Genomic DNA, 24,881 nt, shown 5'->3' with positions numbered 1-24,881 from the left:
GTCCTGCGTGTCCTCTGCTCCCACGCCGCTCGTCGACGTCGTCATCCCGGTGCACACCACCGCACGACCCGTCGACCGGGCCGTCGGCTCCGTGCTGGCGGGCGGGCTGCCGGTCGGCGGACGCGGCGGGGTGCACATCACGGTGGTCTGCCACAACGTGCGGGCCGCGCTGATCCGCGACCGGCTCCCGGTGCAGCACCGGCCGCTCGTCGAGCTGCTGGAGTGCTTCGACGGCACCGCCAACCCGGCCGCGCCCCGCAACCTGGCCCTGGAGCGCTCCCGCGCCCGGTACGTGTCCTTCGTGGACAGCGACGACACCCTCGCTTCCGGGGCGCTGGCGGCCTGGACGGCGATCGCCGAGCGCCACGGCTCGGCGGCGGTGCTGCCGCGGCTGCTCCGGGGCGGCGGCGGCGTGCTCCGCACCCCCGTGCCGCGCCCCTTCCGCCGGGCGGACCTCGACCCCGTCAAGGACCGGCTGGCCTACCGCACCACCAGCCTGGGGCTGCTCCGCCGGGAGGTCCTGGCCGCCCGCGGCCTGCGCTTCCAGGGGCAGTACGCCACCGGGGAGGACCTGGGGCTCACCGCCCGCGCCTGGTTCGGGGGCGGACGCATCGACCTCGCGCCGCGGCGGGCGTACTACGTGGTGCACGACGACGCCGACGGGCGGATCACCACCGGGGAACGGCCCCTCGCCGAGGACCTCGCGGCGTTCACCGACCTGCTCGGCGGCACCTGGTACGCCGGGCTGGCGGCGGCGCAGCGCACGGCCATCGCCGTCAAGGTGCTGCGGGTCCAGCTGCTCGGCGCCGTGCACGCCCGGGCGGCGCAGGCGTGGACCGGCGACGACACCGAGACGTGCCGGGCGCTGCTCCGGCTGCTGGACCGGGTGGGCGGACCGGCGCTCGAGGTCCTCCCGCGGGCCGACCGGGACCTGCTCGACCTCGTGGTCCGGCCGGGAGCCACCGCCGAGCAGGTGCTCGAGGCCTCCGCGCGACGGCGCTGCTTCGGCCGTCCCGGCACGCTGCTCCCGCGCGACCCCCGGTGGGCCCTGCACCGGGAGGCGCCCCTGCGGTTCATGGCCGCGTCCCTGCTGGTGTGACCGGACGGTGACACCGTTCGGTGGAACAATGGGGCCCAGCCAGTCGCCCGACCCCCCGCCCGACGAGAGAACTCCATGAGCCGACTCCTCCCCGCCGACCCTTCCCCCGGGGTCGTGAGCCGCACCGCGCCCCCGGTGGGCACGGCCCCGCCCGCCCACCGCTTCCGCCCCGAGGTCCAGGGGCTGCGGACCGTGGCCGTCCTCCTGGTCGCCGTCTACCACGTGTGGATCGGCGGGGTCTCGGGCGGGGTGGACGTCTTCCTGTTCATCTCCGCGTTCCTCATGACGCTCTCCTTCGTCCGGCGGATCGAGTCCGGCCGCGGGCCGCAGCTGGGCCGCTACTGGGCCAGGACCTTCTCCCGGCTGCTGCCCCCCGTCGTCGTCACGGTCCTGGGCACCCTCGTGGCGGTGCGCCTGCTGTTCCCGCCCGACCGCTGGTACGCCGCGATCGAGGAGGCGGCGGCCACGGTGCTGTACGTCCAGAACTGGCTGCTCGCCTTCAACGCGGTGGACTACTACGCCGCGGACACGTCCGGGGCCAGCCCGTTCCAGCACTTCTGGTCCCTGTCCGTGCAGGGCCAGGTGTTCCTGCTCTGGCCGCTGCTGCTGGCCCTGTGCGGGCTGCTCGCCCGGCGCACCGGGTGGTCCGTCGCCAGGGTGGCCACCGGCGTGTTCGGCGCCGTCTTCCTCGCCTCCTTCGCCTTTTCCGTGGTCTCCACGCACAACGAGCAGGCCTTCGCCTACTTCGACACCCGTGCCCGGCTGTGGGAGTTCGCCCTCGGCTCGCTGCTGGCCCTGGCCGTGCTGCGGGGCGTCACCCTCCCGGGCGCGCTGCGCCTCCTGCTGGGCTGGACCGGGCTCGTGGCGATCGCCGTGTGCGGGCTCGTGCTCGACGTCCAGGGCTCCTTCCCGGGCTGGGCGGCCCTGTGGCCGCTGACCGGGGCCGCCCTGGTGATCCTGGCCGGGCACACCGGCGACCCGCGCGGGGCGGACGCCCTGCTCAGCCGCCGGCCCCTGCTGGTCCTGGGCGAGGCCTCCTACGCCGTCTACCTGGTGCACTGGCCCGTGCTCGTGACCTACCTGGTGGTCACCGACCGCGCCAAGGCCACGCTGCTGCACGGACTGCTCATCCTGGTGGGGAGCATCGTCCTGGGCGTGCTGGTGCACCGGCTCGTCGAGCGGCCCCTGCGGCCCCGCGGGGGACCCCGCGCGAGCCTGCACCAGCTCGGGCTCGTGGTGCTGTGCGTGGCGCTCGTGCTGGTCCCCGTCGCCGGGGCACGGGCGGTCCTGGACCGGCAGGCGCAGGAGGCCGCGGAGCGGGCCGCCGTCGAGAACCCGGGAGCCACCGTGCTGACCGGGGACCTCTCCTGGGAGCGGGACCCGGACGTGCCCACGATCCCGGACCCGCTGGTGCGCGAGGGGCAGTGGTCGGCCCTGCCGGAGTCCTGCGACGCCGCGACGGAGGACTGGTTCGACGGCTACAAGGTGGCCTGCTCGACCCTGCCGGTCGACCCGGACGCCGAGGTCGACGCCATGGTGATCGGCAACTCCCACGCCGAGCAGTGGCTGCCGGCGGTCGAGGCCGTGGCCCAGGACCGCGGCTGGAACCTGCGCTCGGTCGTCCGGGGCGCCTGCCGGTACCAGCCCGTGGAGACCACGGACAACACCGAGTGCCAGGAGCTGATCGGGCTCACGGACCGGTACCTCGAGGAGCAGGACATCGACGTCGTGTTCACCACGTCCACGGTCACCGCCGACGAGGGGCCGGGCGAGCAGATCGCCCCCGGCTTCGAGCAGGTCCTCGAGGACCTCGGCTCGCGGGGCATCACGGTGGTCGGGATCCGGGACAACCCGCGGTTCCCCTTCAACATGGTCACCTGCATCGACCAGCACGGCCCGGACGCCGAGCGCTGCAATCCGCCGCGGGCGCAGAAGCTCGCCCCGCAGAACCCGGCCGAGGCACTGATGGCGCGGCACGAGAACTTCGTCAGCATCGACATGAGCGACTGGATCTGCCCCGACGGCACGTGCCCGTCCCGGATCGGCAACCGCTGGGTCTACATGGACGACAACCACATGCCCCGCGACTACGTGGTCTCGATGGTCCCGGCCTTCACGGAGCAGTTCGACCGGCGGGTCCAGCAGGGGGCCGGGCGGCTGCCCTCGGAGTGAGCGTGCGCGGGAGGCCGGCTCAGCGGCGCAGCCGGGCGCGCACGGCGCGCACGGCCGGCCGCAGGTCCCGCAGGCTGAGCCCGGCCCAGACCGCGAGGAACACGGCGGTCGCCCCGAGCGCCGGCAGCACCCGGAAGTCCGGGCCCAGCACCTGCAGGGCGGCCAGGACCATCGCGTAGCCGGCCACGATCCGCAGCAGCACCGTGCCCCACGCCATCCGGTCGAGGCGCCAGACCACCAGCAGCGGCAGGACCGAGCTCAGCAGCGAGCCCACGAGGTAGCCGACGGCGGAGGCCATGATGCCCAGCTCCGGGCCCAGCAGGAGCATCGTGAGCACCCCCAGCCCCAGACCGAGGCCGTTGGCGGCCGCCAGCACCTTGATCCCCCAGGGCTCGGTGCCGTTGAGCCGGGCGTTCGCGGCGTTGAAGCTCGTGGCGGAGACCGCGAAGAACAGGACCACCAGGAGGGGCTCCGCCTCCTGGTACTCCTGGCCGAAGATCAGCAGCACGGGCTCGGCCCAGAGGATGCCCACCCCGAACACCGGGAGGAACACGGTGACCATGGTCCGCAGGATGACGTCCACCTGCCCCGTGAGCCCCGCCGTGTCACCGGCCGAGAACATCCGGGCCACGCTGGGGGACAGGGCCGTGAGCATCGCCCCGGAGAGCATGCTGGCGGGGGTGGCCAGCGCCACCGCGGAGGCGTACAGGCCGACCTCGGCCTTCGTGGCGAAGCCGTCGCCGATCACCAGGGACAGCTGCATCAGGCCGGTCGCCGCGACGATGTGGGCCGACCCCCAGGCGGTGAAGACCAGGATCGCCCGGCGCCGCGCCGGGTCGAGGCGGGCCCCGGTGCGGCGGGGCCAGGACGGCAGCGCGTAGACCGTGTAGCCGGTGATCAGGGGCAGCAGCAGCGCCCAGTGCCAGCCGGCGAGCAGGACCAGCAGCAGCAGGGTGAGGGTGAGGAACGAGCTGATGGTGTCCCACGCCGTCGTCGTCACGAACTGGTTGTTGCCCGTGCGGACCCCGCGCACGAAGTTGTAGGCCGACAGGGCGAGCACCAGCAGGCCCGCCGAGACCGCGTAGCCCCAGGAGAGCTCGAGCACGAACGCGGCGTAGAGCACCGCCGAGACGGACAGCAGCGCCATCCCCGCCGCCGCGCTGGTCGCGGCGAAGGAGGCCGTGGCCGCCTGTCCCTCCGGGTCCTGGCGGCCGCGGGCCATCGCGATGAACTTCGAGGCGGCCGTGCCCGAGGCCTGGGGCCACAGCAGGACGAGGAACAGGGCCAGCGAGATCGTCAGGTTGACCTCGCCCAGGGTCTCCTGGCCCAGCAGGCGCCCCACCAGGACGCTGTAGCCGAAGCGGGACAGGCCCTGGACGAACACGGCCACCACGGTCAGCGCGAACGCCGACCCCAGGGGGTTGTCGGTGTTCGCGTGGTTGGGCGGCGGGAAGAGGATCGAGCGCAGCCGGGACATCAGGCGGCCGACCCGGGGGAGGGGCTGGTCATCGGGCCCGAGTCTACCCGCGCCCCCGGCGCCCTCCCGGGACCTCCCCGGGTGCGGCCCCGCCGATAGGCTGGTGCCATGACCGCCGCCCCCGCCCCGTCCAGCATCCCGTCCGGCAGCCCCTCCGGCACCTCCCTGCGCACCGCCGCGTGCGCCGCGCCCGGCGACGCCTCCGGCCGCCCCGGCGCGGGGAGGGGCTGAGCGCCGTGCGCGTGCTCGTCGTCAGCACCTGGTACCCGTCGGCGGAGCGGCCCGGCGAGACGCCGTTCGTCCCCCGGCACGTGCGCGCCGCCGCCCGCCACCACGACGTCCGGGTGCTGCACGTGCGGCTGCTGCGCACCGGGCCGGCCGTCCGGGAGCAGTGGGACGGGGTGCCGGTGCTCCGGCTCCCGTTCCACCCCCTGCACCCGGCCACCGTGCTGCGGGCGTGGGCCGCGGTCCGCCGCCACCTGGCCGGCGCCGACGTCCTGCACACCATGCCCTTCTCGGCCGCGCTCGTCTGCCTTCCCTTCGCGGGACGCCGCCCGTGGGTGCACACGGAGCACTGGAACGGCGTGCTCACCCCCGAGCAGAACGGGCCCGTGTGGCGGCGCCTCGCCGGGCTCCGCCGGATCCTGCGCGTCCCGGACCGCGTCACCGGCGTGAGCACCATGATGTGCGAGGTGCTGCGCCGCTTCGCGCCGGCGGAGCGGGTCGAGCGGATCGGCAACGTGGTCGACCACGCCGAGCACGTCACGGCCCCGCCGCGGGCGCGCACCCTCGAGCTCGTCGCGGTCGGCGCCCTGCGCGGCATCAAGGACCCCCTCCTGGCGGTCGACACCGTGGCCTGGCTGCACGACGCCGGCCACGACGTGCGCCTCACCTGGTGCGGCTCCGGCGGGCTCGAGCAGGACGTCCGGGACCGCGCGCGGGCCCGGGGGATCGGGGACCGCGTGCGGCTGCTGGGCAGCGTCGGCCCGGACGAGGTGCAGCGGCGCCTGGCCGCCGCCGACGTGTTCCTGCTGCCCAGCCGCTCGGAGACCTTCTGCGTGGCGGCGGCCGAGGCCCTCGCCGCGGGGCGGCCGGTGGTCATGGGCGCCCTCGGCGGGCAGCGGGACTTCGTCCACCCGGGCAACGGGCGGCTCGTGGCCGAGCGCACCCCCGAGGCCTTCGGCCGGGCCGTGCTGGACGTCGTGGCGGACCCGGACCTGCTCGGCCCGGAGGCCATGGCGGAGGAGATCCGCTCCTTCTACGGCTCCGAGCGGGTCGCGGCGGACCTGGACCGGCTCTACCGCGGCACGGTCGCCGGGCGGCGCGGACGCCGCAGGCTTTGACCCCGTGCCCGGTCCTCGCTTAAGCTGGCCCGTGTTGTCCACCCGTGCGGTGGGCCACGGATGGAGACGTGCCAGAGCGGCCGAATGGACTTCACTGCTAATGAAGGGTCGGGGTTGAACCCGACCGGGGGTTCAAATCCCCCCGTCTCCGCGCTCGTGATGTCCCAGGACATCGGAAACACCCCGGACCCGCGGTCCGGGGTGTTTCGCGTTCCGGGGTCACCGCGCGGCGTCCTGCCCGTGCCAGGTCTCGAGGTGGTGCGCGTGCGTCGGGAGGTAGGCGCCGGGCCGGTAGTGCGTGTCGTAGAACTCGGTGTCGAGGTGCACGGCCTGGACGTAGCCCGTGAGCACCATGGTCGTGAAGGTGTTCGGGAACCTGCCGCAGGTGTCGAGGACGTACTGGGCGACCTGGCCCAGGCAGTCGACGAACTCCTCGGAGTAGGGCGTGACGCCGCGCTTGACCGCCTCGGAGTCGGCCCAGGCTCCCGGGGTGCTGGGGTCGTAGGCGCCCTCCGGCCCGAACTTGCGCGCCACGAAGATCTCCACCGCCTCGCGCATGTCCGACACGTACGGCGGGCACAGGCCCTCGAACCGGCCGTCGAGCCCGACAGGGTTGGGCAGGCCCCCTCGGGGGTCCTCCACGAAGCGGAAACCGAGCCCGGCGATCCCTCGCTCGCCGAACGCGCCCAGCACGCTCCACCGGTTGAGCCCGTTGTAGTACAGGCCCCCGAGCCCCATGGCCTGCAGCGTGAGCACGATGTTGTGGCCCATGAAGGCGAGCTCCGCGACGTTGGCCTCGTAGGCCATCTGCTGCAGCACCGTCAGCGGGACGCGCTTGTCCTCCTGGAGGAGGCCGCTGCGGATGAAGGGAGCCGGGTCACCGGCCGGGCGGCCGGCCACGTCGTCCACGAGCACGTTGCCGTTCGCCAGGGCCATGGCCATGAGGCCGAGCACCTGCTCACTGGCGTCGCCCACCGGCATGAACAGGGTCGAGCCGGGGGCGTTCGCCATCCAGGTGTTCGGCTCCAGCATGTGCGGCGGGGCCGCGGGGAGGTCGAGGCGGCGGTCCGACAGCTGCACCGTGTGGGCCCGGACCACGTCGGCCATGGCCTCCAGGGCCTCGTCGCGGGTTCCACCGGCCGGTCGCGGGTGGTCGGGGAGCAGGTCACGGGTGTTCGTGAGGTAGGTCCCCGAGTCGTCGGTGGTGAACAGCACCGGCGTCCCGATGCCCGCGGCGGTCGGTGCCGTGCGGCCCGTGAACCGCTGCGTGTAGTGGGCGTGCTCCTCGGGGCGGTCGGGGCCGAAGGGCACCCCGAAGGACCAGCCGGTGACCCCGGTCCCGGCGGCCACGAGGATCGCGCGCTCGCGCTCCGACAGGCCCAGCGGCTCGGACCCGGAACGGTGGGCGAGCGGACCGGACGGGATCTCCATGCCCAGCCCGAAACGTCGGGCACGGCGTCCGGCGAGGGCGTCGAGCAGCGGGAAGTCGGTCAGTCCGTCCGGCATGGGTGCCTCCCGCCCGGCGCACGGCGAGCGCGCCGTTCACCTCGACCGTACGCCTGGTCGTCCGGCCGGTCCAGGGCACCGCGGCGGCCGGACGGCACGTGCCCCGGAGGCCGCCGGAGCGGCCGCGCCGCGTCATCCGCCCGCACCCCTCGCACCCCCGCCCGGTGGCGTCCTAGGCTGGCGGTCAGAGCCGTCGACGGAGCCGCCGACGGAGCCGCCGGCGTCCGAGCCCAGGGGGAACACCATGTCCGAGCAGCAGCACCGCGCCGTCCCCGCCTGGCGGGCCGGGACCACGGACCGCTCCGTCCTCGAGCAGGCCGTCGACGCCGTGACGGTGCGCCGGGTCTTCGGCGAGGCCTACGAGGTGGGCGGCAGCACGGTCGTCCCCGTCGCCCGCGTCCGGGGCTGGGGCGGCGGCGGCGGTGGCTCCGGCGAGGAGAAGGACAGCTCGGGGAGCGGCTCGGGGGTGGGCTACGGCGTGCGCGCCGAGCCCGCCGGGGTCTACGTGGTCCGGGGGGACGGCGTCACGTGGCGGCCCGCCGTCCACGCGGAGCGGATCGCCCTCACGCTGGGCCTGGCGCTGTGCGGCGCGATCACGGTGGTGGGCTGGGCCGCCGTCACCCGCGGCTCCTGAGAGGATGGGGCCATGTCGTTCCTGCTCCGTGTCCTCGTCAACGCGCTCGCCATCTGGGTGGCCGCCTGGATCCTGCCCGGGATGGGCATCGCCGCGGACCCCTCCGTCGTCTCGGCCGTCGGGGGCGAGACCGCGGCGTCGGTCCTGGCCTACCTGTTCGTCGGCCTGGTCTTCGGCGTCGTGAACGCGGTCGTGCGGCCCGTGCTGAGCATCCTGTCCCTGCCGATCACGTGCCTGACGCTGGGGCTGTTCGCCATCGTGGTCAACGCGGCGATGCTGTGGCTGACGTCCTGGCTGAGCTCGTTCACGCCGCTGCGGCTCGAGCTCGACTCCTTCCTCTGGACGGCGGTGCTCGCCACCCTGATCATCGGGGTGGTCTCCCTCCTGATGGGCTGGCTCGTCCCCGAGCGCGAGAAGCGCTGACCCGCGCCGGGGCTCAGCCCCGGTGCAGCGCCGTCCACAGGAACTCGTGGGAGAGCGCGTGCAGGCGGGCCGCCTGCTTGTTGTCGCCCGCGCCCGCGTGCCCGCCGTCGGTGGCCTCGTAGAACCACACGTCCTCGTAGCCCATCCCGAGCATCCGCGCCGCCGCCTTGCGCGCCTGGACGGGCCCCACGCGGTCGTCGCTCGTGGCCGTCCAGAACAGGACGGGCGGGTAGTCCCGCCCCTCCTCCAGCAGGTGGTACGGCGAGAAGGTGCGCACGGACTCCCACTGCTCGGGGTCGTCCGGGTCGCCGTACTCCGCGATCCAGGAGTAGCCGGCCGAGAGCTTCGTGTAGCGGCGCATGTCCAGCAGGGGCACCCCGCAGGAGACCGCCCCGAACAGCTCGGGGTGCCCGGTGAGCATGTTCCCCACGAGCAGTCCGCCGTTGGAGCCGCCCGAGCACGCGAGCGTCTCCCGCCTGCACACCCCGCGGGCCTGCAGGTCCGCCGCGACGGCCGCGAAGTCCTCGTACGCCCGGTGCCGGTTCCCCTGCAGGGCGGCACGGTGCCACGCCGGGCCGTACTCCCCGCCGCCGCGGATGTTGGCGAGCACGTAGACGCCGGAGCGCCCGGCGTCGTCGGTGCGGGTCAGCCAGGACCGGCCGAGGGCCCCGGAGTAGGCGGGGGTCCGGGAGACCTCGAAGCCCCCGTAGCCGGAGAGCAGAGTCGGGTTGCCCCCGTCGAGGACCGGGTCCGAGGGGCCCACCTGGAAGTAGGGAACCCGGGTGCCGTCCGCGGAGACCGCGAAGTGCTGCTCGACCGAGAGCCCGGCCGCGTCGAAGAACGCCGGTGCGGTCCGCGCCGTGCGCGGCGGCGCCCCCGCCCCGCCGCCGGCCGGGAGGGTCCCGCGGGACACGGTGGTGGGGGTGAGGAAGCCCGTGGCCACGAGCCAGTAGTCGTTGCCCGCCTCCGGGTCCTCGTCGTCGACGGCGTAGGCGTCCACGCTGTGCAGCGCCGGCGCCCCGGGCAGCTCGGTCGAGGTCCACGGGCCCGGCTCGGCGACCCGCACCACCGAGGAGACGTCCTGCAGCAGGCCGAGGATCAGCCGGTCGGCCGTCCAGGACCAGGACTGCAGGGAGGTGCGCTCGTCCGGGACGAAGACGGCGGCCACGGACCGGTCCCCGGCCAGGAACGCCTCGAGCTCCGCCGCCAGCAGCGATCCGGCCGGGTGCACGGTCCCGTCCAGCTCGAGCTCCTCCTGCGGGCGCAGCAGCAGCCACTGCCGGTGCAGGTCCACCGTCACCGAGTCGGGGACGTCGACGTGCACGGGCCCGCCGTCCCGCAGCAGGTAGGTGCGGGAGGAGAAGAAGTCCACCACGTCCACGGCCACGTCCCGGACGAAGCCCGGGGTGTGGTCGCGCACGAGCACCGCCTGGACGTGGTCCTCGGCCACCTCGAACGCCTGCCGGGCCTCGGCCAGGTCCTGTCCGCGGCGCAGGACGCGGACCGTGCGGGGATAGGAGGACGTGGTCATCGACCCGGGGCCGAAGTCGGTGCCCACGTGCAGGGTGTCGGCGTCCACCCACGTCACGGAGGACTTCGCCGTGGGGACGTCGAAGCCGCCGGGCACGAACCGGCGCTCCTCGAGGTCGAACTCGCGCACCCGCTTCGCGTCGCCGCCGTCGGGGGAGAGGCTCAGGAGCGCCCGCCGGTGCTGCCCGCCGGTGTACTGCGGGCGCAGCAGCCGGGCCCCGCCCCAGACCCAGTCGACGCCCTCCTCGGCGGCCAGCGCGTCGACGTCGAGCAGGACCTCCCACCGGGTGTCCTCGCCGAGCCAGGACTCCCACGTGGTGCGGCGGAAGACGCCGCGCGGGTGCTCGGCGTCGCGCCAGAAGTTGTAGTAGTGCGGCCCGTGCTTGGAGACCATGGGGATCCGCTCGGTCGAGTCCATGACCGCGAGCACGTCGGCCTCGAGGCGCCGCAGCCGCGGGCTCTCGAGCGCCGCCAGGGTGCGCGCGTTCTGCTCCGCGACCCACTCCAGGGGCGCGGCCCCCGTGATCTCCTCGAGCCACAGGTTCTCGTCGTGCGGCTGCTCGGCGGTCGGGCGGGCGGCGGTCTGCGCGGTCTCGGTCATGACCGCCATCGTAGGCGCAGGCCCGTGCCCGTGGCCCACCGCGCGGGTCGATACCCTGAGGGTCATGAGCGCAACGGGCAGGGCAGGCAGCGAACGGCGGGTCACGGTGATCGGGGCGGGCCCCCGCGGGCTGTCGGTGGTGGAGCGGCTCGCGGCGCGCGCGGCGGCCTCGGGCACCCGGGTCCGCGTCGACGTCGTGGACCCCTTCCCGCCCGGCCCGGGGCACGTGTGGCGGACGAACCAGTCCCCGCTGTACCTCATGAACACGCCCTCGGTGTACCCCACGGTGATCGCCGACGACGGCGTGCTGCCCGTGGATCCGCTCGAGCCGCTGCGGAACATGAGCTTCGAGCACTGGCGCCTCGCCGCCGTGTCCGGGGAGATCGCCGTGGACCCCGACGACGCCGCGCACCTCACCCGGATGACGCCGCAGTCCTACCCCTCCCGGCGGATGTACGGCGTCTACCTCGCCTGGATCTTCCGCGCCCTGCAGGACGCGCTCCCGGGCCCGGTCCAGCTGACCGTGCACCGGGCGGAGGCCGTGGGCGTGCACGTGCGCGAGCACGCGCGGCACCGCTACGACGTGGAGATCAGCGGCGGGCAGAACCTGCCGGCCGACGCCGTGGTGCTCGCCCTCGGCCACCTCGACGCCGATCTGCGCCCGGACCAGCAGGAGCTGGTGGACGGCGCCGCGGAGTTCGGACTGACCTACTGGCCGCCGGCCGTGCCCGCCGACGTGCACTGGGACGACCTGCCGGCCGGGGAGACGGTCCTGGTGCGCGGGATGGGGCTGAACTTCTGCGACGTCCTGGCCCAGGTGACCGAGGGCCGCGGCGGGATCTACACCCAGGAGGGGGAGCGCTACGTCTACCACCCGTCCGGGCGGGAGCCCGTGATCGTGGCCGGCTCCCGGCGCGGCGCCCCGTACCGCTCCAAGGCGGTGCTCGAGGGCTACTACGCGTCCTCCCTGGTCACCCGGTTCTTCACGCTCGATGCCGTGCGGGCGCTCGCGGCGCGCACGGAGGGACCGCTGTCCTTCGAGACGGACCTCTATCCGCTGATCCGCAAGGACGCCCAGTGGAACTACTACACCGTCCTGGCGCGGACCGCCCCGGACGCCTTCGAGACCGACCCGCGGCAGTTCCTGGCGCGCTTCGACGCCGTGCTCGGCACCGGGGACGACCACCCCGAGGGGCCGTGGACGTCCCGGGCCGAACGGCTCATCGCGTCCGCCGTGGTCCCGGGCCGGCAGCTCAACGCCATCCGGCTCGCCCGCCCCTTCGAGGGGCTCAGCTTCGCCTCCCACGACGAGTACGCGGCGGCCGTGGTGCACCACCTGGACCGGGACGTGCACGGTGCCCTGGCCGGTGAGGACGACCCGCTGCAGATGGCGGTCGCCTCCCTCAACGCCGCCCGGACCGTGCTCAAGGCCGTGCTCGCGGACATCGGGATCGGCGACGCCTCCTGGACCGACGAGCTGCGGCGCGCGTTCGAGCCGTTCGTGGAGGGCCTCGCCTCCGGGCCGCCGGTGCTGCGGACCCAGCAGCTGGCGGCGCTGGCGCGGGCCGGCGTGGTGCGCTTCCTCGGCCCGGACCCGCAGTTCCGGGTGGACGAGGAGGAGGGCCGGTTCGTGGCGAGCTCCCCCTGGGTCAAGGACGAGCCCTTCCGCGCCGAGCACCTCGTGGAGGCCATGTCCCCGCCCAACGACGTGCGGCGCAACGTCTCCCCGCTGCTGTCCGCGATGCACCGGGAGGGCCTGGTGCGGGTCCGGGCGATGGAGACCCGGGACGGCGTGGCGACCGTGCCCGGCACCGGGCTGGACGTCACCCGACCTCCGCACCGGGCCGTGCGCGTCGACGGCGGCGTGGAGCCCGGCGTGCTGGTGCTGGGCCTGCAGCTCTCGGCCGTCCAGTGGGGCGTGTCGATCGCCGCGGAGGCCGGCGCGTCCGCGGAGCTGGGCGCCCGGACCCTGGCGGACGCCGACCGCATCGCCGAGGCGGTGCTGGACGCGCACCCCGCCGCGGCCTGATCGGCGGTCCCGGGCCGGGACGCGCGGAGGCCCCCGCCGGCGGGTGCGGCGGGGGCCTCGTGCGGGGCGGAAGGTAAGGGATTTGAACCCTTGGTACGGGGTCACCGCACACCGGTTTTCAAGACCGGCTCCTTAGGCCGCTCGGACAACCTTCCCCGTGCCCGGCCGGCCCCGGACGGGGGCGGCGGAGCGCGCAGCCCATTCTTCCACGGCGCCCGGAACGCCGCCAAAGCCCGGGTAGGGTGAGCGCGTGGACGCACCCGAGAGCCCCGCCCGCGGGACGACGACGATCGTGTGGTTCCGGGACGATCTGCGCGTCACGGACCACCCCGCCCTCGACGCCGCGTGCCGGCGGGGCTCGGTCCTGGCCCTCTACGTCCTGGACGAGGCCTCCGAGGGGGTCCGGCCCCTCGGCGCGGCCGCGAGGTGGTGGCTGGACGGGTCGCTGCGGTCCCTGCGGGAGTCCCTCCGCGAGCTGGGCATCCCCCTCGTGCTGCGCCGCGGCCCGGCGGAGCACGTGCTCCCCGAGGTCCTCGGGCGCACGGGAGCCGGCGGGATCACCTGGAACCGCCGCTACGGCGGGCCCGAGCTCGCCGTGGACGCCGGGGTCAAGCAGTGGTGCGCCGAGCACGGGGTGGAGGCGCACTCGTTCCAGGCCGCGCTGCTGCACGAGCCGTGGACCCTGCGCACCGGGGCCGGGGGCCCGTACAAGGTGTTCACCCCGTTCTGGAAGGCCCTCCGGACCCTGGAGATCCGGCAGCCCCTGCCCGCCCCCGGCGCGGGCCGGGGCGCGGACGCGGAGGCCGTGTCCGCCGCCGGCCCCGAGGACCAGGACGACTGGGGCCTGCAGCCGTCCCCCGAGCGCGCGGCCGGCCTGGACGCGGCGTGGACCCCCGGGGAGGCCACCGCGTGGGAGCGGCTGGACGACTTCCTGGACCGTGTCGAGGACTACGCCGAGGGCCACGACCGGCCTGACCGGGACGGCACGAGCCGGCTCTCCCCGCACCTGCGGTGGGGCGAGATCAGCCCCTTCGCGGTGTGGGACGCGGCCGTCCGGCACCGCGCCGAGCAGGGGAGCAGCCCGGGACTGGAGCGGTTCCTGGCCGAGCTGGGCTGGCGGGAGTTCAACTGGCACCTGCTCCACCAGGTGCCGGACCTGCACGTGCGCCACGTCCGCCCGGCCTTCGACGCGTTCCCGTGGCGGGACCCGGCGGAGGCCGCCGCCGACGTCCGCGCCTGGCAGGAGGGACGCACCGGCTTCCCGCTCGTGGACGCGGGCATGCGGCAGCTGCGGGCCACGGGCTGGATGCACAACCGGGTCCGGATGGTCGCCGGATCCCTGCTCACCAAGAACCTGCTGGTCGACTGGCGGGCCGGGGAGCAGTGGTTCTGGGAGATGCTCGTGGACGCCGAGCCCGCGTGCGGGCCGGGGAACTGGCAGTGGGTCGCCGGCTCCGGCGCGGACGCGAGCCCGTTCTTCCGCATCTTCAACCCGCTGACCCAGGGCCGGAAGTTCGACCCCGAGGCCCGCTACATCCGCCGCTGGGTCCCCGAGCTGGCCGGTGACGAGGGCGTGGACCCGCACGAGCCCGGCCTGCTCGGCCCCTCGGTCGGTTACCCCGCGCCGGTCGTGGATCTGCCGGCCAGCCGCGGCCGGGCCCTGGACGCCTACGCCTCGATCCGCTGAGCACCTCGATCCGCTGAGCACCGGGGGCCGCCGAGGACTCTGATCGGCTGAGCACCTGGATCCGCCGAGCGCCGCGGGCCGCTGTTCGCCACGGGCCGACGCCGGGTGACCGGACCCCGCCCCGGGCCACAATGGGAGCGCACGTCGACCCCGACCGGAAGGCCCCACCATGCGCGCAGTGCTCGAGACCACCCCCGGCGGACCGGAGGTCCTGGCCGTCACCGAGGTCCCCGCCCCGGAGCTCACGCCCGACGGCGTGCGGATCCGGGTCCGCGCCGCCGGGATCAACCGGGCCGACGTCATGCAGCGGCAAGGCAGGTACCCGGTCCCGCCCGGCGCCTCGGACGTCTTCGGCCTCGAGGTCTCGGGCACGGTGCAGGAGCTCGGTCCCGCGGTGCCGGCCGGAGCCGGCTTCTCGCCCGGGGACGAGGTCGTGGCCCTGCTGGACTCCGGCGGCTACGCCGAGGAGGTCGTGGTCCCGGCCGGCCAGGTCCTGCCCGCGCCCGCCGGGGTGGACCTGGTGGCCGCGGCCGGGCTGCCGGAGGTGTGCGCCACGGTGTTCTCCAACGTCTTCATGGCCGCCGCCGCCCGCGAGGGCGAGACGGTCCTGGTGCACGGGGGCACGGGCGGCATCGGCACCAACGCCGTCCAGATGTGCCGGGCGCTCGGGCTGCGGGTGCTGACCACGGTCGGCGGTCCGGAGAAGGCCGACGCCGCACGGCGGCTCGGCGCGGAGACGATCGACTACCGGCAGGAGGACTTCGTCGAGCGCGTGCGGGAGCTCACGGACGGACGCGGCGCCGACATCGTGCTCGACGTCGTGGGCGGGTCCTACCTCGGGCGCAACCTGGACGCGCTGGCCACCAGCGGGCGGATCGTGGTCATCGCCACCCAGGGCGGGCGGACGGGGGAGCTGGACCTCGGCAAGCTCATGGCCAAGCGTGCCGCCGTGATCGGCACCACGCTGCGCCCGCGGCCCGTCGCGGAGAAGACCCGGATCATGGCCGCCGTGCACGAGCACGTGTGGCCGCACGTCGAGTCCGGGGCCGTCCGCCCGGTCGTCGACCGCACCTTCCCCCTGGCCGAGGTCGCGCAGGCCCACGAGTACTTCGACTCCGGCACGCACATCGGCAAGGTCCTGCTCGTGCCGTGAGCGGACCGGCGGGCCCGCGCCGGCGCCGGCCCGCCGTCGTGGCGCCCCGCCCCCGCCGCGTGCGCGCGGGAGGCGGGCCGCCGCGCCGTAGGATGGACCGTCCCCTGCTGAAAGGACCGCCCGTGGCATTCCTGCGCGACTACCGCGCCGCTCGCCGTGACGAGGCCGAGCTCGGGCTGGGCGTGTGGCGCCGCGCCCACGACCGGTTCCGCCGGGGTCTGGACCGCTTCCACCAGATCCTCGAGAGCCTCCCCGACAAGTCGCTCGCGCAGTCCGTGGTGCCCACTGCCAACGCGCTCGCCGATCTGCTCCCGGAGGTGCGGGCCGTGTGCGCCGCGGCGCAGCGCACGGCGCCGAGCCGCAGCTACGACATCCCGGCCTCCCCGGGCGGCTACCTCAACGACGTCCACCGTGAGCTCTCCCGGGCCGGCAACGCGATGGCCCAGGCCGCGGAGGCCCTCACCATGGCCCGGTTCATGCGCGCCGACGACGAGAGCGCGGCCCACCGGCTGGACGCGGTCGTCCGCCGGGCCGAGGCGGTGCGGGAGCACGTGGAGCGCGCCGGGGAGCTGCTGCAGCGCGGCTGAGCCCGCCCCCGCCCGCGGCAGGGTGGACCCGACAGCCTGCTGATGGTTTGATGGGCGGCATGAACGCTTCCGGTTTCGACTACCGCGCGGCCGACGACGAGTTCGACGCCCGCTGGTCCCGCTCGCCCCTCGGCCGTCCCGGCCGCGGGGGCCCCGGCCGCTTCGGACCCGGCTACGACCTTCCCGGCCGCCGGGGCGGGACGTCGGGGCACCGCTCCGGCTTCCGGATGCTGCCCTTCCCCGGCTGGTCCACCCGGACCCGCCGGGGCACGGACGTCACGGTGGGCGGGTGCTGCCTGCCGATCCCGATCGGGTGCCTGACCACCACGGTCCTGGCGGGCGCGGCGGCCGTCGTCGTGGGCCGCACCGTCCGCGACTGAGCGGCCCGGCGGCTCACGCGGCCGCCGGCTCCGCCCCGACGAGCGCCACCGGCAGGGGGGCGACGCGCTCGGCCGGGGCCGGCACGTCCTCCTCGGCCTCCACGGGCGGGCCGAGGCGCCAGCCGACCGCCTCGAGGTCCAGGGCGAGACGCATCTGGCCGGTCACGGGGCCCTCGTCGCAGTAGCGGCCGAAGGAGCGGTGGACGTCCTCGAGCGCCTGCCGCCGGATCAGGGCGGCGGTGCCGCCGACGGCGGTGGGCCGGGCGGAGACGGCTCCCACGTTGCGGTCCTGGAGGGCCGCCAGGGCGCGGGCCAGGAAGCCCGGTGGCAGCCGGACCCCCGGCTCGAGGACCAGCACCAGGTCGTCCGCGTCCATCCGGACGGTGGCCAGGGCCTGGTTCAGCGCCCCGGCCCGGTGGAGGCGGTTGTCCACGGTGAGCAGGACCTCGGCGCCGGCGTCCAGCGCGACCTCGACGGTGGCGTCGGTGGAGTCGTCCGACATCACGAGGATGCGCTCCGGCGGACGGGTCTGGCGGTGGAGGGAGGTGACCGCGTGCTGGACGCGCGCCGCCTCGTCGTGGGCGGGAATGATCGCGGCGATCATGACGACTTCTCCCGGTGTGCTCGGGGTGCGGTCCGCCGCCGGCGTCCCCCTGCGGCGAGGCGCCGGACCGGTCCCTGAACGAGTGCTTGCGGTGACAACGTGAGCCCCCTGACGTGTTGTCCTGGACCAAAGTCTAGGCACCGGGACCGACAGTTTACATCCGCAAATCAGGGGACGTCCGGCCTGGCGGGACCGCAGATCGGGGGTGCCGCGGGGCGCTACGCCCCGGCCGGGCCGCACTCCCGGCACAGCTTCCAGACGTTCGTGTCCCCGTGCCGCTCGAACACCACGCGGCTGACCAGCGCCTGGATCAGCGCGAGCCCGCGGCCGGACTCGTGGTGCTCGTGCGCCATGGGCCCGGTGAGGTCCACGTGGGCCGGGGCGGCGCCGATCTCGTAGATCCGTGCCTCCAGTCGCTGCGGGTCCGCGGCCAGCTCCACCGCGAGCTCGATCGGCTCCTCCGCAGCGGGCACCGCGTGGACCACCACGTTGCCGGCGGCCTCCACGACCGCGAGGGTGAAGGCCATCCGGTCGGCCTCGGGCACGAATCCGGCCTCGTCCCACAGCGCGTCCAGGTCCTCGTGCAGGGCGTCCACCGTCCCGGCCTCGGCCGGGCCCCGGCGCGAGCGGCGGGAACCGGCCTCAGTCATCGGCGAAGGCCGCGTCGGCGGTGTCGTAGGGGGTCAGGACGCGGTGCATGCTGGTGAGCTCGAGGACCATGCGCACCTGGGGGCGGACGTTGGCGATCCGCAGGTCCCCGCCGGCCTGGCGGGCCAGCTTGAGGCACCCGATGAGCGCGCCCAGGCCGGAGGAGTCCATGAACTCGGTGCCGCCGAGGTCGACCACCACGTGGTTGCTGCCCTCGTCGACGACCTTCGTCACGACCTCCCGGAGCTTGGGCGCTCCCACCATGTTGAGCCGTCCGGTCCCCGTGATGTGGGCGAACCTCGGCTTCTGCTCAACCGTGAACTGCATCGGCACTCCTCTCCTCGGGCTCGAAGCCCGGATATCTCGCGGCGGTGACGAGCACGCTCAGCACCACCAGGTCGAAGGCGACCCAGGCCACGTTGACCAGGGTTCCCACGGGTTCGTTCAGCCCGGTCGCCAGCCGGACGGTGCCCACCACGAGCGCCGCCGCCAGCAGCCCCATCACCACCAGCTGGGGCCGGACCAGGTGCCAGGCGGGACCGGAGTCCTGCCGCACCTTGGGCGTGACCGCGAAGCCGAGGGGCCGGCCGAACCACACGTTGCGCGCGGCCGTGGTGCACGCCCTGATCCAGACGGGGAACAGCGCCAGGCTGTACTGCTGGCCCCGCCACGTGGGGATGCCGCGGCCCACCACCAGGAACAGCAGCTGGTTCACCACCATGAACGGGATGAAGCGGACGAAGAAGTCCCAGCTGAGGCTCGTGACCGGCAGGATGCCCAGCACCAGGTACACGATGGGGGCGGCGAAGTAGACGACGGCCGCGAAACCGCTGAGGTAGCTCCACATCGTGGCGAAGTACATGAGCCGCTGCCCCCAGCCGAGCCGGCGCTGCAGCAGCGGGTTCTCCCGGAGCAGGACCTGCACCGTGCCCTGCGCCCAGCGCAGGCGCTGGGTGAGCATGGTCCCGAGGTCCTCGGGGGCCAGGCCGTGGGCGAGGACCTCGTGGTGGTAGACGCTGCGCCAGCCCAGCCCGTGCAGGCGCATCGCGGTGGCCATGTCCTCGGTGACCGAGATCGTCGCCAGCGGCATCACCGGCTGGGCCTCGCCGGGCCGGTCCACGGAGACCGCCTCGAGCACCTCCCGGACCGGCTCCACGGCGGCCAGCGGGGAGAGGTCGCGGCGGGACATCCGCTCCACGGCGGCGGCGAGCTCGTCCGGCCACACCATGCCGTCCTCCGGGGGCAGCTCCAGGGCGGCGATCGAGGCGAGATCGGCCTCGATCTGGGAGAAGTCCCGGGTGACCGTCCGCCGGGCCGCGGCGTCCACCTCCCGCTGCAGCCGGTAGGTCAGCTCGGTCAGGGGGGCCCCGGCCTTCAGCTCGGCGCGGGCCCGCTCGGTGGCGGCCTCGACGTCGTCGAGCATGCCGGCGACGACGGGGTTCGCGGCCTCCGGGGACCGCCGGGCCCTCCGCAGCGCGGCCCGCGTGCGGGCGAGCGCGTTCCGGACGTCCTGCTCGACCTCGCGGACGTAGCCGGCGAGCCCGAGCTGCATGAGCGCCTCCCGGCGCAGGATCGCGTTGGAGCCGCAGAAGAAGGCGGCGTTCCAGCCGTCCTTGCCCTGCTGGATGGGGCCGTAGAACAGGGGGGCCTGGCTGCCGAGCGGGTCGTGCCGGGGCACGTTGACGAACCACTGCGGCGTCTGCACGAGCGCCACCCTGCGGTCGTTGAACCAGCCCAGCGTGCGGTCCAGGATCTCCGGGTCCGGGACCTGGTCGGCGTCGAGGATCAGGAGGAACTCGCCCTGGGTGGTCATCAGGGCGTTGTTGAGGTTGCCGGCCTTGGCGTGGCGCGGCCGGTCGGCCCAGTCCTCGCTGCGCGTCAGGTAGCCCAGCCCGTGCTCGGCGGCCAGCGCCTCCAGCTCGGGGCGGGCGCCGTCGTCGAGGATCCACGTGCTGTGCGGGTGCCGGACGGCCTGCGCCGCCAGGGCGGTGCCCATCACGAGGTCGAGGGGTTCGTCGTAGGTGGTGATGAAGACGTCGACGGTGGCGCCCGCGGGCGGGGCACCGGCCTCGCCCCGGCGCCGGAGCCGCCACACGGTGAGCCCGAAGAGCGAGACGTCGATCAGGCTGTACGTCTCGGCGAGCACGAGGGGCACGGCGATCCACCACGCGGCCCAGTTCAGCGACTCGAGCCAGCGCCAGGCGATGTAGTTGACGCCGAGCAGGAGGGTCAGGACGACCAGCAGCCGGACGAGGAAGCGGTTCACGGGGCGGTCCGGCGCCGGACCACCACGGCGGTGACGTCGTCGGAGAGGGACTCCCCGGCGGCCAGGTCGAGGACCGCGGAGCAGACCGCCTGGGCGTCCTCGTGGCGGGCGACCACGTCCGCGACCGCCCGCACGGCGTCGTCGACGTCCTCGTAGGCGTCGAGGAGGCCGTCGCTGACGACGACGAGCGCGTCGCCGGGCGCGAGCACGATCCGCCCGGGCACCCACTGCGTCCCGGGCACGGCCCCCACCGGCGGGCCTCCCGGGCGCAGCCGGTCGATCCCGTCCGCGCGCACGTGCAGCCCCAGCCCGTGGCCCGCGTCGACGTACGCCACGGTCCCGTCGGCCGTGTCCAGGCGGGCGTGGAAGAGCGTGACGAAGGAGTCGGAGTGGGCGAGGTCGTTCTCGAGGTGCCGGCACGTGTCGCGGAAGGCCTGCGCCATGTCCGGCTGCCCGGCCGCGGAGCGCAGCACGGCCCGCACCGTGGCGGCGATGAGTGCGGCGCCCATGCCCTTGCCCATGGCGTCGGCCAGGGAGACCTGCAGCCCGCCCTCGGTCGTGTACCAGTCGAAGAAGTCCCCGCCCACGCTGCGGGAGGGCCGGCACGCGCCGGCCACGTCGTAGCCGGGCACGGACGGCGCGGCGGCGGGCAGCAGGCTGCGCTGGACCTCGGCCGCGCGGCGCAGCTCCTCGGCGTCGGCCTGCTCCGCCCGGGCGCGCGGCCGGCGGAACATCGCCTCGATCCGCGCCTGGAGCTCCCGCGGGCTGAACGGCTTGCTGATGTAGTCGTCCGCCCCGAGCTCGAGGCCCTCCAGCCGGTCGATCTCGCCCGGGCGGGCCGTGACCATGAGCAGGTAGGCGTCGGAGAACTGCCGGACCCGCCGGCAGACCTCCAGCCCGTCGAGGTCCGGGAGGTTGAGGTCCAGGGTGATGAGGTCGGCGCCGTCGCGGCGCACGGCCTCGAGGCCCTCGAGGCCGGTCGCGGCGGTCGTCACGGCGAAGCCGCGCATGCCGATGGTCTGGGCGAGGAGGTGGCGGATGTCGTCGTGGTCTTCGATCACGACGGCACGGCGACCCTGGGGGGAGGGGGTCATGAACTCATTAAGCCGCTATTCTTTGCAATTGTCATCCCGACCCCCCGTGGATGACGCCCCCTGTCGGAAGAGATTCCCCCGTGGACCGTCTGCTCACCGTCCTCTCCCTCGACCGGATCAGCTTCCACGAGCTGTCGATGCGCTCGCGCGTGCTCCTGAGCCAGCTGCCGCTGTTCGTCACGACCGTCGTGCTCGTCGCCGGGATCTGGGTCGTGCACGAGCCGCTCCGGGACGATCTGCGGGTGCAGCTGGCCCTGGCGCTCACGGTCGCGCTGACGGCCCTGTGCGTGCTGGTGCCGTGGGACCGGCTGCCCCACGGGGCGTTCCTGGCGGTGCCGGTCCTGGACTTCGTGCCCATCACGCTGCTGCGGGAGGGCACGCTGAGCACGGTGACCGGGGTGGGCATCATGGCGGCGTTCCCCGTCATCTGGTTCACCGGCTCCGGGCGGCTGCCCCGGGCGGCCGCCCCGCTGGGGTTCCTGCTGACCCTCGCCATGGTGTGGGTCCCCCTCCTGGTCCCGCCCCGGCCGCTGAGCGCGCAGCTGCTGACGGCCCCGCTGCTGATCCCGTTCATGCTGCTGGGCATCGGGCTCACCGTCCAGGTGCTGTCGAACAGCATGGAGCGCCAGAACGCCGAGCTCGAGGCCAAGGACGCCGAGCTGCGCCGGCTGCTGAGCGCGACCGCGCGGCGGGAGCGGCTGCTGAACACCGTCCTGGACACGGTGGACGTGGGCGTGCTGGCGATCGACGAGCACGGCCACGACATCCTCATGAACCGTCGCCAGCACCGGATCCACGAGCTCTCCCTGCCCGAGGGGATGCGGGACGGCGCCGAGGCGGACCTGCGCGTCTACGGGGACGCGGGCGGGACGCCGCTGCCGGCGGAGCGGCGTCCCGCCCGCCGCGCCATCCGCGGCGAGTCCTTCTCCGACGTCCTGATCTGGGCGGGGGAGCCGCCCGTGCAGCGGGTCCTCTCCGTGTCCGCCCGGGTGCTCCGGGACGAGGACGGGAGGACCGAGGGCTCCGTCCTGTCCTTCAACGACGTGACCGAGCTGGTGGCCGCGCTGCAGGCCAAGGACGACTTCCTGGCCGGCGTCTCGCACGAGCTGCGCACCCCCCTGACGTCCATCCGCGGCTACACCGAGCTGCTGGCCATGGACGACCGGCTCCCCGGGCACGTCCGCTCCGGGCTCGAGGTCGTCGAGCGCAACGCGGACCAGCTGCTCGTGCTGGTCGAGGACCTCCTCCGCACGGCCGGCCCCGGTCTGGAGCTGCAGCTGGTGGAGGCCGACCTCGTCGCGGTGGTCCAGCAGTCCGTGGCGGCGGCCGGGCTCCGTGCGGCGGAGGCGGGAGTGGACCTGCGGGTCGACGCCCCGTCCCGCCTGGCCCTGCCGTGCGACCCCGTGCGCCTGGGCCAGGTCCTCGACAACCTGCTCTCGAACGCCATCAAGTACTCCCCGGACGGCGGCCCGGTGACGGTCCGGGTGACTCCCGCCGGGGCCACCGTGCGGGTGCAGGTCGCCGACCGCGGCATGGGCATGCGCCCGGAGGACGCCGAGAACGTCTTCGGCCGGTTCTTCCGCAGCCGCAACGCCCGGATGAGCGCGATCCCGGGACTGGGCCTGGGCCTGGCGGTGGTGCGCGAGATCGTCCAGCGCCACGGCGGCACCGTCCGGTGCGAGAGCGCGCCGGGAGAGGGGACGGTCTTCACCCTGGACCTGCCCGCGGCCGGACCGGCCGGCGCGGAGGACGACAGCGCGGAGGACGGCGCCCGGGCGGCGCGGGGCGGCTCAGCGGCTGTACTCGAGCCGGACGGAGCCGTCGTCGGGCAGCACCAGGACCGTGCTGTGCTCGACGGTCCAGTCCTCGGGCAGCAGGAAGTACCGGCCGCCGCGCAGCGTGAGCAGCCGTAGACCGTCGTAGCGGTGGAGCGGGTCGTCCGGCGTGCCCACCTGCTCCGTGCCGACCCCGGGGAGACCCACGTGCAGCGGCTCCTCGCTGTAGACGACCGCTCGTGGCATCTCGTCCCGGCTCCCCTGCAGATCGTAGGCCCTGACTTCTCCCATGGCCTCAGCGGCGGCGGTCGTGCCCCAGAAGACCAGGAGGCCGACCACCGACACCAGCGCGGCGGCGCCCAGGAGCTGGCCGCGCGGCGCGGTGGGCGGCCGGTCCCGCGCCGTGACGCGCCGCCGGAGCCCGGCGGCCCACGCGGCGCCCAGGACGCACAGCGCCATGGCGAAGGGGAGTACCCAGGCCTCCCTGCTGTCCCGAACGGTGCGCTCCAGGAGCCACCCGGCGACGGCCAGCCCGATGAGGAGCCACATCCCCCGGCGCGCCCACCGCGCCACCGGCGCGCTCCCGGACGCCCGGACGCGGGCGTCGACGCGCTCGCGGACCAGGCGGTCCGCCCACAGCCCGGCGAGGAGGGCCACGGCGATCCAGAAGAGGATGCCGTACAGGGAGCTGATGCTCAGCAGCAGGTAGTCCTGGGTGGTGTAGCCGAAGAGGTGCACGTCCAGGCCCATCTCCCGGGCCTGGGCGCCGGCGCGGACCCAGCCGTAGTAGACGAGCAGGGCCGTGAGCAGGCCGACCGAGACGCCCAGCTCCGAGACCGCCTGGACCAGGCGCGTCCAGAGCGGCGCCGTGGCCGGTCCCTCCGCCGCCACCGGGGCGCCTACGGCGTGGGCGCCGGAGCCGGTGTGCCCGCCGGAGCCGGTGTGCCGGTCGGGCCCTGGCCGGCCGTCGGAGCCGGGCCGGCCGTCGGCGGACCGGGGCAGGCGGTCGCCGGCACCTCGTAGACGAGGTGGGCCAGGCCGCCGACGGGCCAGTCCGCGTCCGTGACGGACACCGGGACGTGGCCGGTCACGTCGGACGGAGGGGCGCGGAAGAACAGGCTCCCGTTGCCCTGCTCCACCGGCACCTCCGTGGCGCCCACCGTCACGGCGCGGATGCCCTCGGGCGGCATCCACTCGAGATTGCCCTGCAGGAAGACCGGGGCGCCACCGCAGGTGGAGACGGGGATCTCGGGACCCTCGAGCCCGGGGGCCAGGGGGGAGACGAGGCCCTCCAGGACCAGGGGACAGGCCGTGCCCTCGGGCACCCGCAGGTCCGGGACCGCCTCCGGCGCCCTGCGGTGGAACTCGACCAGCCGCTGCAGGCCCGCCACGGTCTCCTCCTCCCAGCAGCTGCCGGGGGCGGGGGCGGCGGCCAGGGCCTCCTCGCCCTGCCGCCACAGCTCGGCGTCGTTGGTCGTGGCGGCCTCGCACAGGAGGGCGCCGGCCCGCGGGATGGGCTGACCCCGGGACGCGAGCAGCTGCTCGTCGCCGCAGTCGCCGTCCTTCAGGGGGTCGTACCACAGCGGGGTGCCCTCCCCGTTGGGCCCGATCCGCAGCCAGGTCAGGATGCGCGAGACCGGGGGGTCGCCGGTCTCGCCCGGCGAGGCGACCGCGGACCCGGACGGAGCCGCGGAGCCCGACGGGTTCGCGGAGCCGGACGGGGCGGGCGTGCTCGGGGACGAGCCGGGGGAGCCGCCGCAGGCCGGCACGGTCAGTGCTGCTCCGGCCAGGACGAGCGCGCAGAGCAGCTGTCGGGAACGGAGTTGCATGGTGCACCGCCAAAGTCGTCCGTGGTGGCCGGTCGCCCGGAACA

General features: G+C 74.8%; 21 protein-coding genes and 2 tRNA genes. 13 read left to right on the top strand and 10 right to left on the bottom strand.

The window, feature by feature from the left end:
• Positions 1-7: 7 nt before the first annotated feature.
• Positions 8-1,099, top strand: a complete 1,092-nt coding sequence (locus ACPYN7_RS13065) for a glycosyltransferase (protein ID WP_424347930.1) — start codon at positions 8-10, stop codon at positions 1,097-1,099.
• Positions 1,100-1,174: 75 nt separating this feature from the next.
• Positions 1,175-3,271, top strand: a complete 2,097-nt coding sequence (locus ACPYN7_RS13060; protein WP_424347929.1) for an acyltransferase family protein — start codon at positions 1,175-1,177, stop codon at positions 3,269-3,271.
• A gap of 19 nt (positions 3,272-3,290) precedes the next feature.
• Here ACPYN7_RS13060 and ACPYN7_RS13055 read toward each other — a convergent pair whose 3' ends face one another.
• A complete protein-coding gene (locus ACPYN7_RS13055; protein ID WP_058875315.1) occupies positions 3,291-4,748 on the bottom strand; it encodes a lipopolysaccharide biosynthesis protein in 1,458 nt (485 codons plus the stop codon).
• 108 nt (positions 4,749-4,856) lie between these two features.
• Here ACPYN7_RS13055 and ACPYN7_RS13050 point away from each other — a divergent pair, with 108 nt between their 5' ends.
• From ACPYN7_RS13050 to ACPYN7_RS13040, 3 genes are all read left to right on the top strand, one after another.
• Entirely contained in the window at positions 4,857-4,979 is a 123-nt protein-coding gene (locus ACPYN7_RS13050) for a hypothetical protein (protein WP_269433324.1), read from the top strand.
• A gap of 5 nt (positions 4,980-4,984) precedes the next feature.
• Positions 4,985-6,091, top strand: a complete 1,107-nt coding sequence (locus ACPYN7_RS13045) for a glycosyltransferase (protein WP_424347928.1) — start codon at positions 4,985-4,987, stop codon at positions 6,089-6,091.
• Positions 6,092-6,153: 62 nt separating this feature from the next.
• Positions 6,154-6,242 (top strand) — tRNA-Ser (locus tag ACPYN7_RS13040).
• 68 nt (positions 6,243-6,310) lie between these two features.
• On the opposite strand, the gene ACPYN7_RS13035 is transcribed toward ACPYN7_RS13040, so the two are convergent.
• Positions 6,311-7,597: a hypothetical protein gene (locus ACPYN7_RS13035; protein ID WP_424347927.1), complete on the bottom strand. Its 1,287-nt coding sequence runs from the start codon at positions 7,595-7,597 to the stop codon at positions 6,311-6,313.
• A 244-nt stretch (positions 7,598-7,841) separates the two neighbouring features.
• Here ACPYN7_RS13035 and ACPYN7_RS13030 point away from each other — a divergent pair, with 244 nt between their 5' ends.
• Both ACPYN7_RS13030 and ACPYN7_RS13025 read left to right on the top strand, forming a co-directional pair.
• Entirely contained in the window at positions 7,842-8,231 is a 390-nt protein-coding gene (locus ACPYN7_RS13030; RefSeq protein ID WP_424347926.1) for a spore germination protein GerW family protein, read from the top strand.
• Positions 8,232-8,243: 12 nt separating this feature from the next.
• Entirely contained in the window at positions 8,244-8,654 is a 411-nt protein-coding gene (locus ACPYN7_RS13025) for a phage holin family protein (protein WP_058875318.1), read from the top strand.
• Between the two features lie 13 nt (positions 8,655-8,667).
• Here the strand turns inward: ACPYN7_RS13025 and ACPYN7_RS13020 are convergent, their stop codons facing one another.
• Positions 8,668-10,785, bottom strand: coding sequence for a prolyl oligopeptidase family serine peptidase (locus ACPYN7_RS13020; protein WP_058875319.1), 2,118 nt, complete (start codon positions 10,783-10,785; stop codon positions 8,668-8,670).
• A gap of 64 nt (positions 10,786-10,849) precedes the next feature.
• Here ACPYN7_RS13020 and ACPYN7_RS13015 point away from each other — a divergent pair, with 64 nt between their 5' ends.
• On the top strand, positions 10,850-12,814 hold the full coding sequence (locus ACPYN7_RS13015) for an FAD/NAD(P)-binding protein (protein ID WP_424347925.1): 1,965 nt from the start codon (positions 10,850-10,852) through the stop codon (positions 12,812-12,814).
• Between the two features lie 67 nt (positions 12,815-12,881).
• Here the strand turns inward: ACPYN7_RS13015 and ACPYN7_RS13010 are convergent.
• Positions 12,882-12,969: transfer RNA gene (locus ACPYN7_RS13010), tRNA-Ser, on the bottom strand.
• A gap of 95 nt (positions 12,970-13,064) precedes the next feature.
• Here ACPYN7_RS13010 and ACPYN7_RS13005 point away from each other — a divergent pair.
• From ACPYN7_RS13005 to ACPYN7_RS12990, 4 genes are all read left to right on the top strand, one after another.
• Entirely contained in the window at positions 13,065-14,501 is a 1,437-nt protein-coding gene (locus tag ACPYN7_RS13005) for a cryptochrome/photolyase family protein (RefSeq protein ID WP_424347924.1), read from the top strand.
• Between the two features lie 169 nt (positions 14,502-14,670).
• Positions 14,671-15,654, top strand: coding sequence for an NAD(P)H-quinone oxidoreductase (locus ACPYN7_RS13000; protein WP_424347923.1), 984 nt, complete (start codon positions 14,671-14,673; stop codon positions 15,652-15,654).
• A gap of 122 nt (positions 15,655-15,776) precedes the next feature.
• Positions 15,777-16,241, top strand: coding sequence for a hypothetical protein (locus tag ACPYN7_RS12995; RefSeq protein WP_368826000.1), 465 nt, complete (start codon positions 15,777-15,779; stop codon positions 16,239-16,241).
• 59 nt (positions 16,242-16,300) lie between these two features.
• Positions 16,301-16,621, top strand: a complete 321-nt coding sequence (locus ACPYN7_RS12990) for a hypothetical protein (RefSeq protein ID WP_424347922.1) — start codon at positions 16,301-16,303, stop codon at positions 16,619-16,621.
• Between the two features lie 13 nt (positions 16,622-16,634).
• On the opposite strand, the gene ACPYN7_RS12985 is transcribed toward ACPYN7_RS12990, so the two are convergent.
• From ACPYN7_RS12985 to ACPYN7_RS12965, 5 genes are all read right to left on the bottom strand, one after another.
• Positions 16,635-17,225 carry a glycosyltransferase gene (locus ACPYN7_RS12985; protein WP_058875324.1) on the bottom strand — a complete coding sequence of 197 codons (591 nt, stop codon included), beginning with the start codon at positions 17,223-17,225 and terminating at the stop codon, positions 16,635-16,637.
• Between the two features lie 218 nt (positions 17,226-17,443).
• Complete coding sequence (locus ACPYN7_RS12980) at positions 17,444-17,875, bottom strand: ATP-binding protein (RefSeq protein WP_424347921.1); 432 nt, start codon at positions 17,873-17,875, stop codon at positions 17,444-17,446.
• Positions 17,868-18,200: an STAS domain-containing protein gene (locus ACPYN7_RS12975; RefSeq protein ID WP_058875326.1), complete on the bottom strand. Its 333-nt coding sequence runs from the start codon at positions 18,198-18,200 to the stop codon at positions 17,868-17,870. The genes ACPYN7_RS12980 and ACPYN7_RS12975 overlap by 8 nt, the downstream gene beginning before the upstream one ends.
• Positions 18,184-20,139, bottom strand: a complete 1,956-nt coding sequence (locus ACPYN7_RS12970; RefSeq protein ID WP_424347920.1) for a glycosyltransferase family 2 protein — start codon at positions 20,137-20,139, stop codon at positions 18,184-18,186. Before ACPYN7_RS12970 ends, ACPYN7_RS12975 begins: the two co-directional genes overlap by 17 nt.
• A complete protein-coding gene (locus ACPYN7_RS12965) occupies positions 20,136-21,233 on the bottom strand; it encodes a PP2C family protein-serine/threonine phosphatase (RefSeq protein WP_424347919.1) in 1,098 nt (365 codons plus the stop codon). The genes ACPYN7_RS12970 and ACPYN7_RS12965 overlap by 4 nt, the downstream gene beginning before the upstream one ends.
• Positions 21,234-21,313: 80 nt before the next feature.
• Here ACPYN7_RS12965 and ACPYN7_RS12960 point away from each other — a divergent pair, with 80 nt between their 5' ends.
• Complete coding sequence (locus tag ACPYN7_RS12960) at positions 21,314-23,146, top strand: sensor histidine kinase (RefSeq protein WP_424347918.1); 1,833 nt, start codon at positions 21,314-21,316, stop codon at positions 23,144-23,146.
• Positions 23,147-23,907: 761 nt separating this feature from the next.
• Here the strand turns inward: ACPYN7_RS12960 and ACPYN7_RS12955 are convergent.
• Complete coding sequence (locus tag ACPYN7_RS12955; RefSeq protein WP_424347917.1) at positions 23,908-24,837, bottom strand: hypothetical protein; 930 nt, start codon at positions 24,835-24,837, stop codon at positions 23,908-23,910.
• Positions 24,838-24,881 lie beyond the last annotated feature (44 nt).

Source organism: Kocuria sp. CH-021, assembly GCF_049716185.1.
GTDB classification, from domain to species: Bacteria; Actinomycetota; Actinomycetes; order Actinomycetales; family Micrococcaceae; genus Kocuria; species Kocuria cellulosilytica.
The sequence above is the reverse complement of the archived record's forward strand: the minus strand, read 5'-3'. Positions and strand labels throughout refer to the sequence as shown.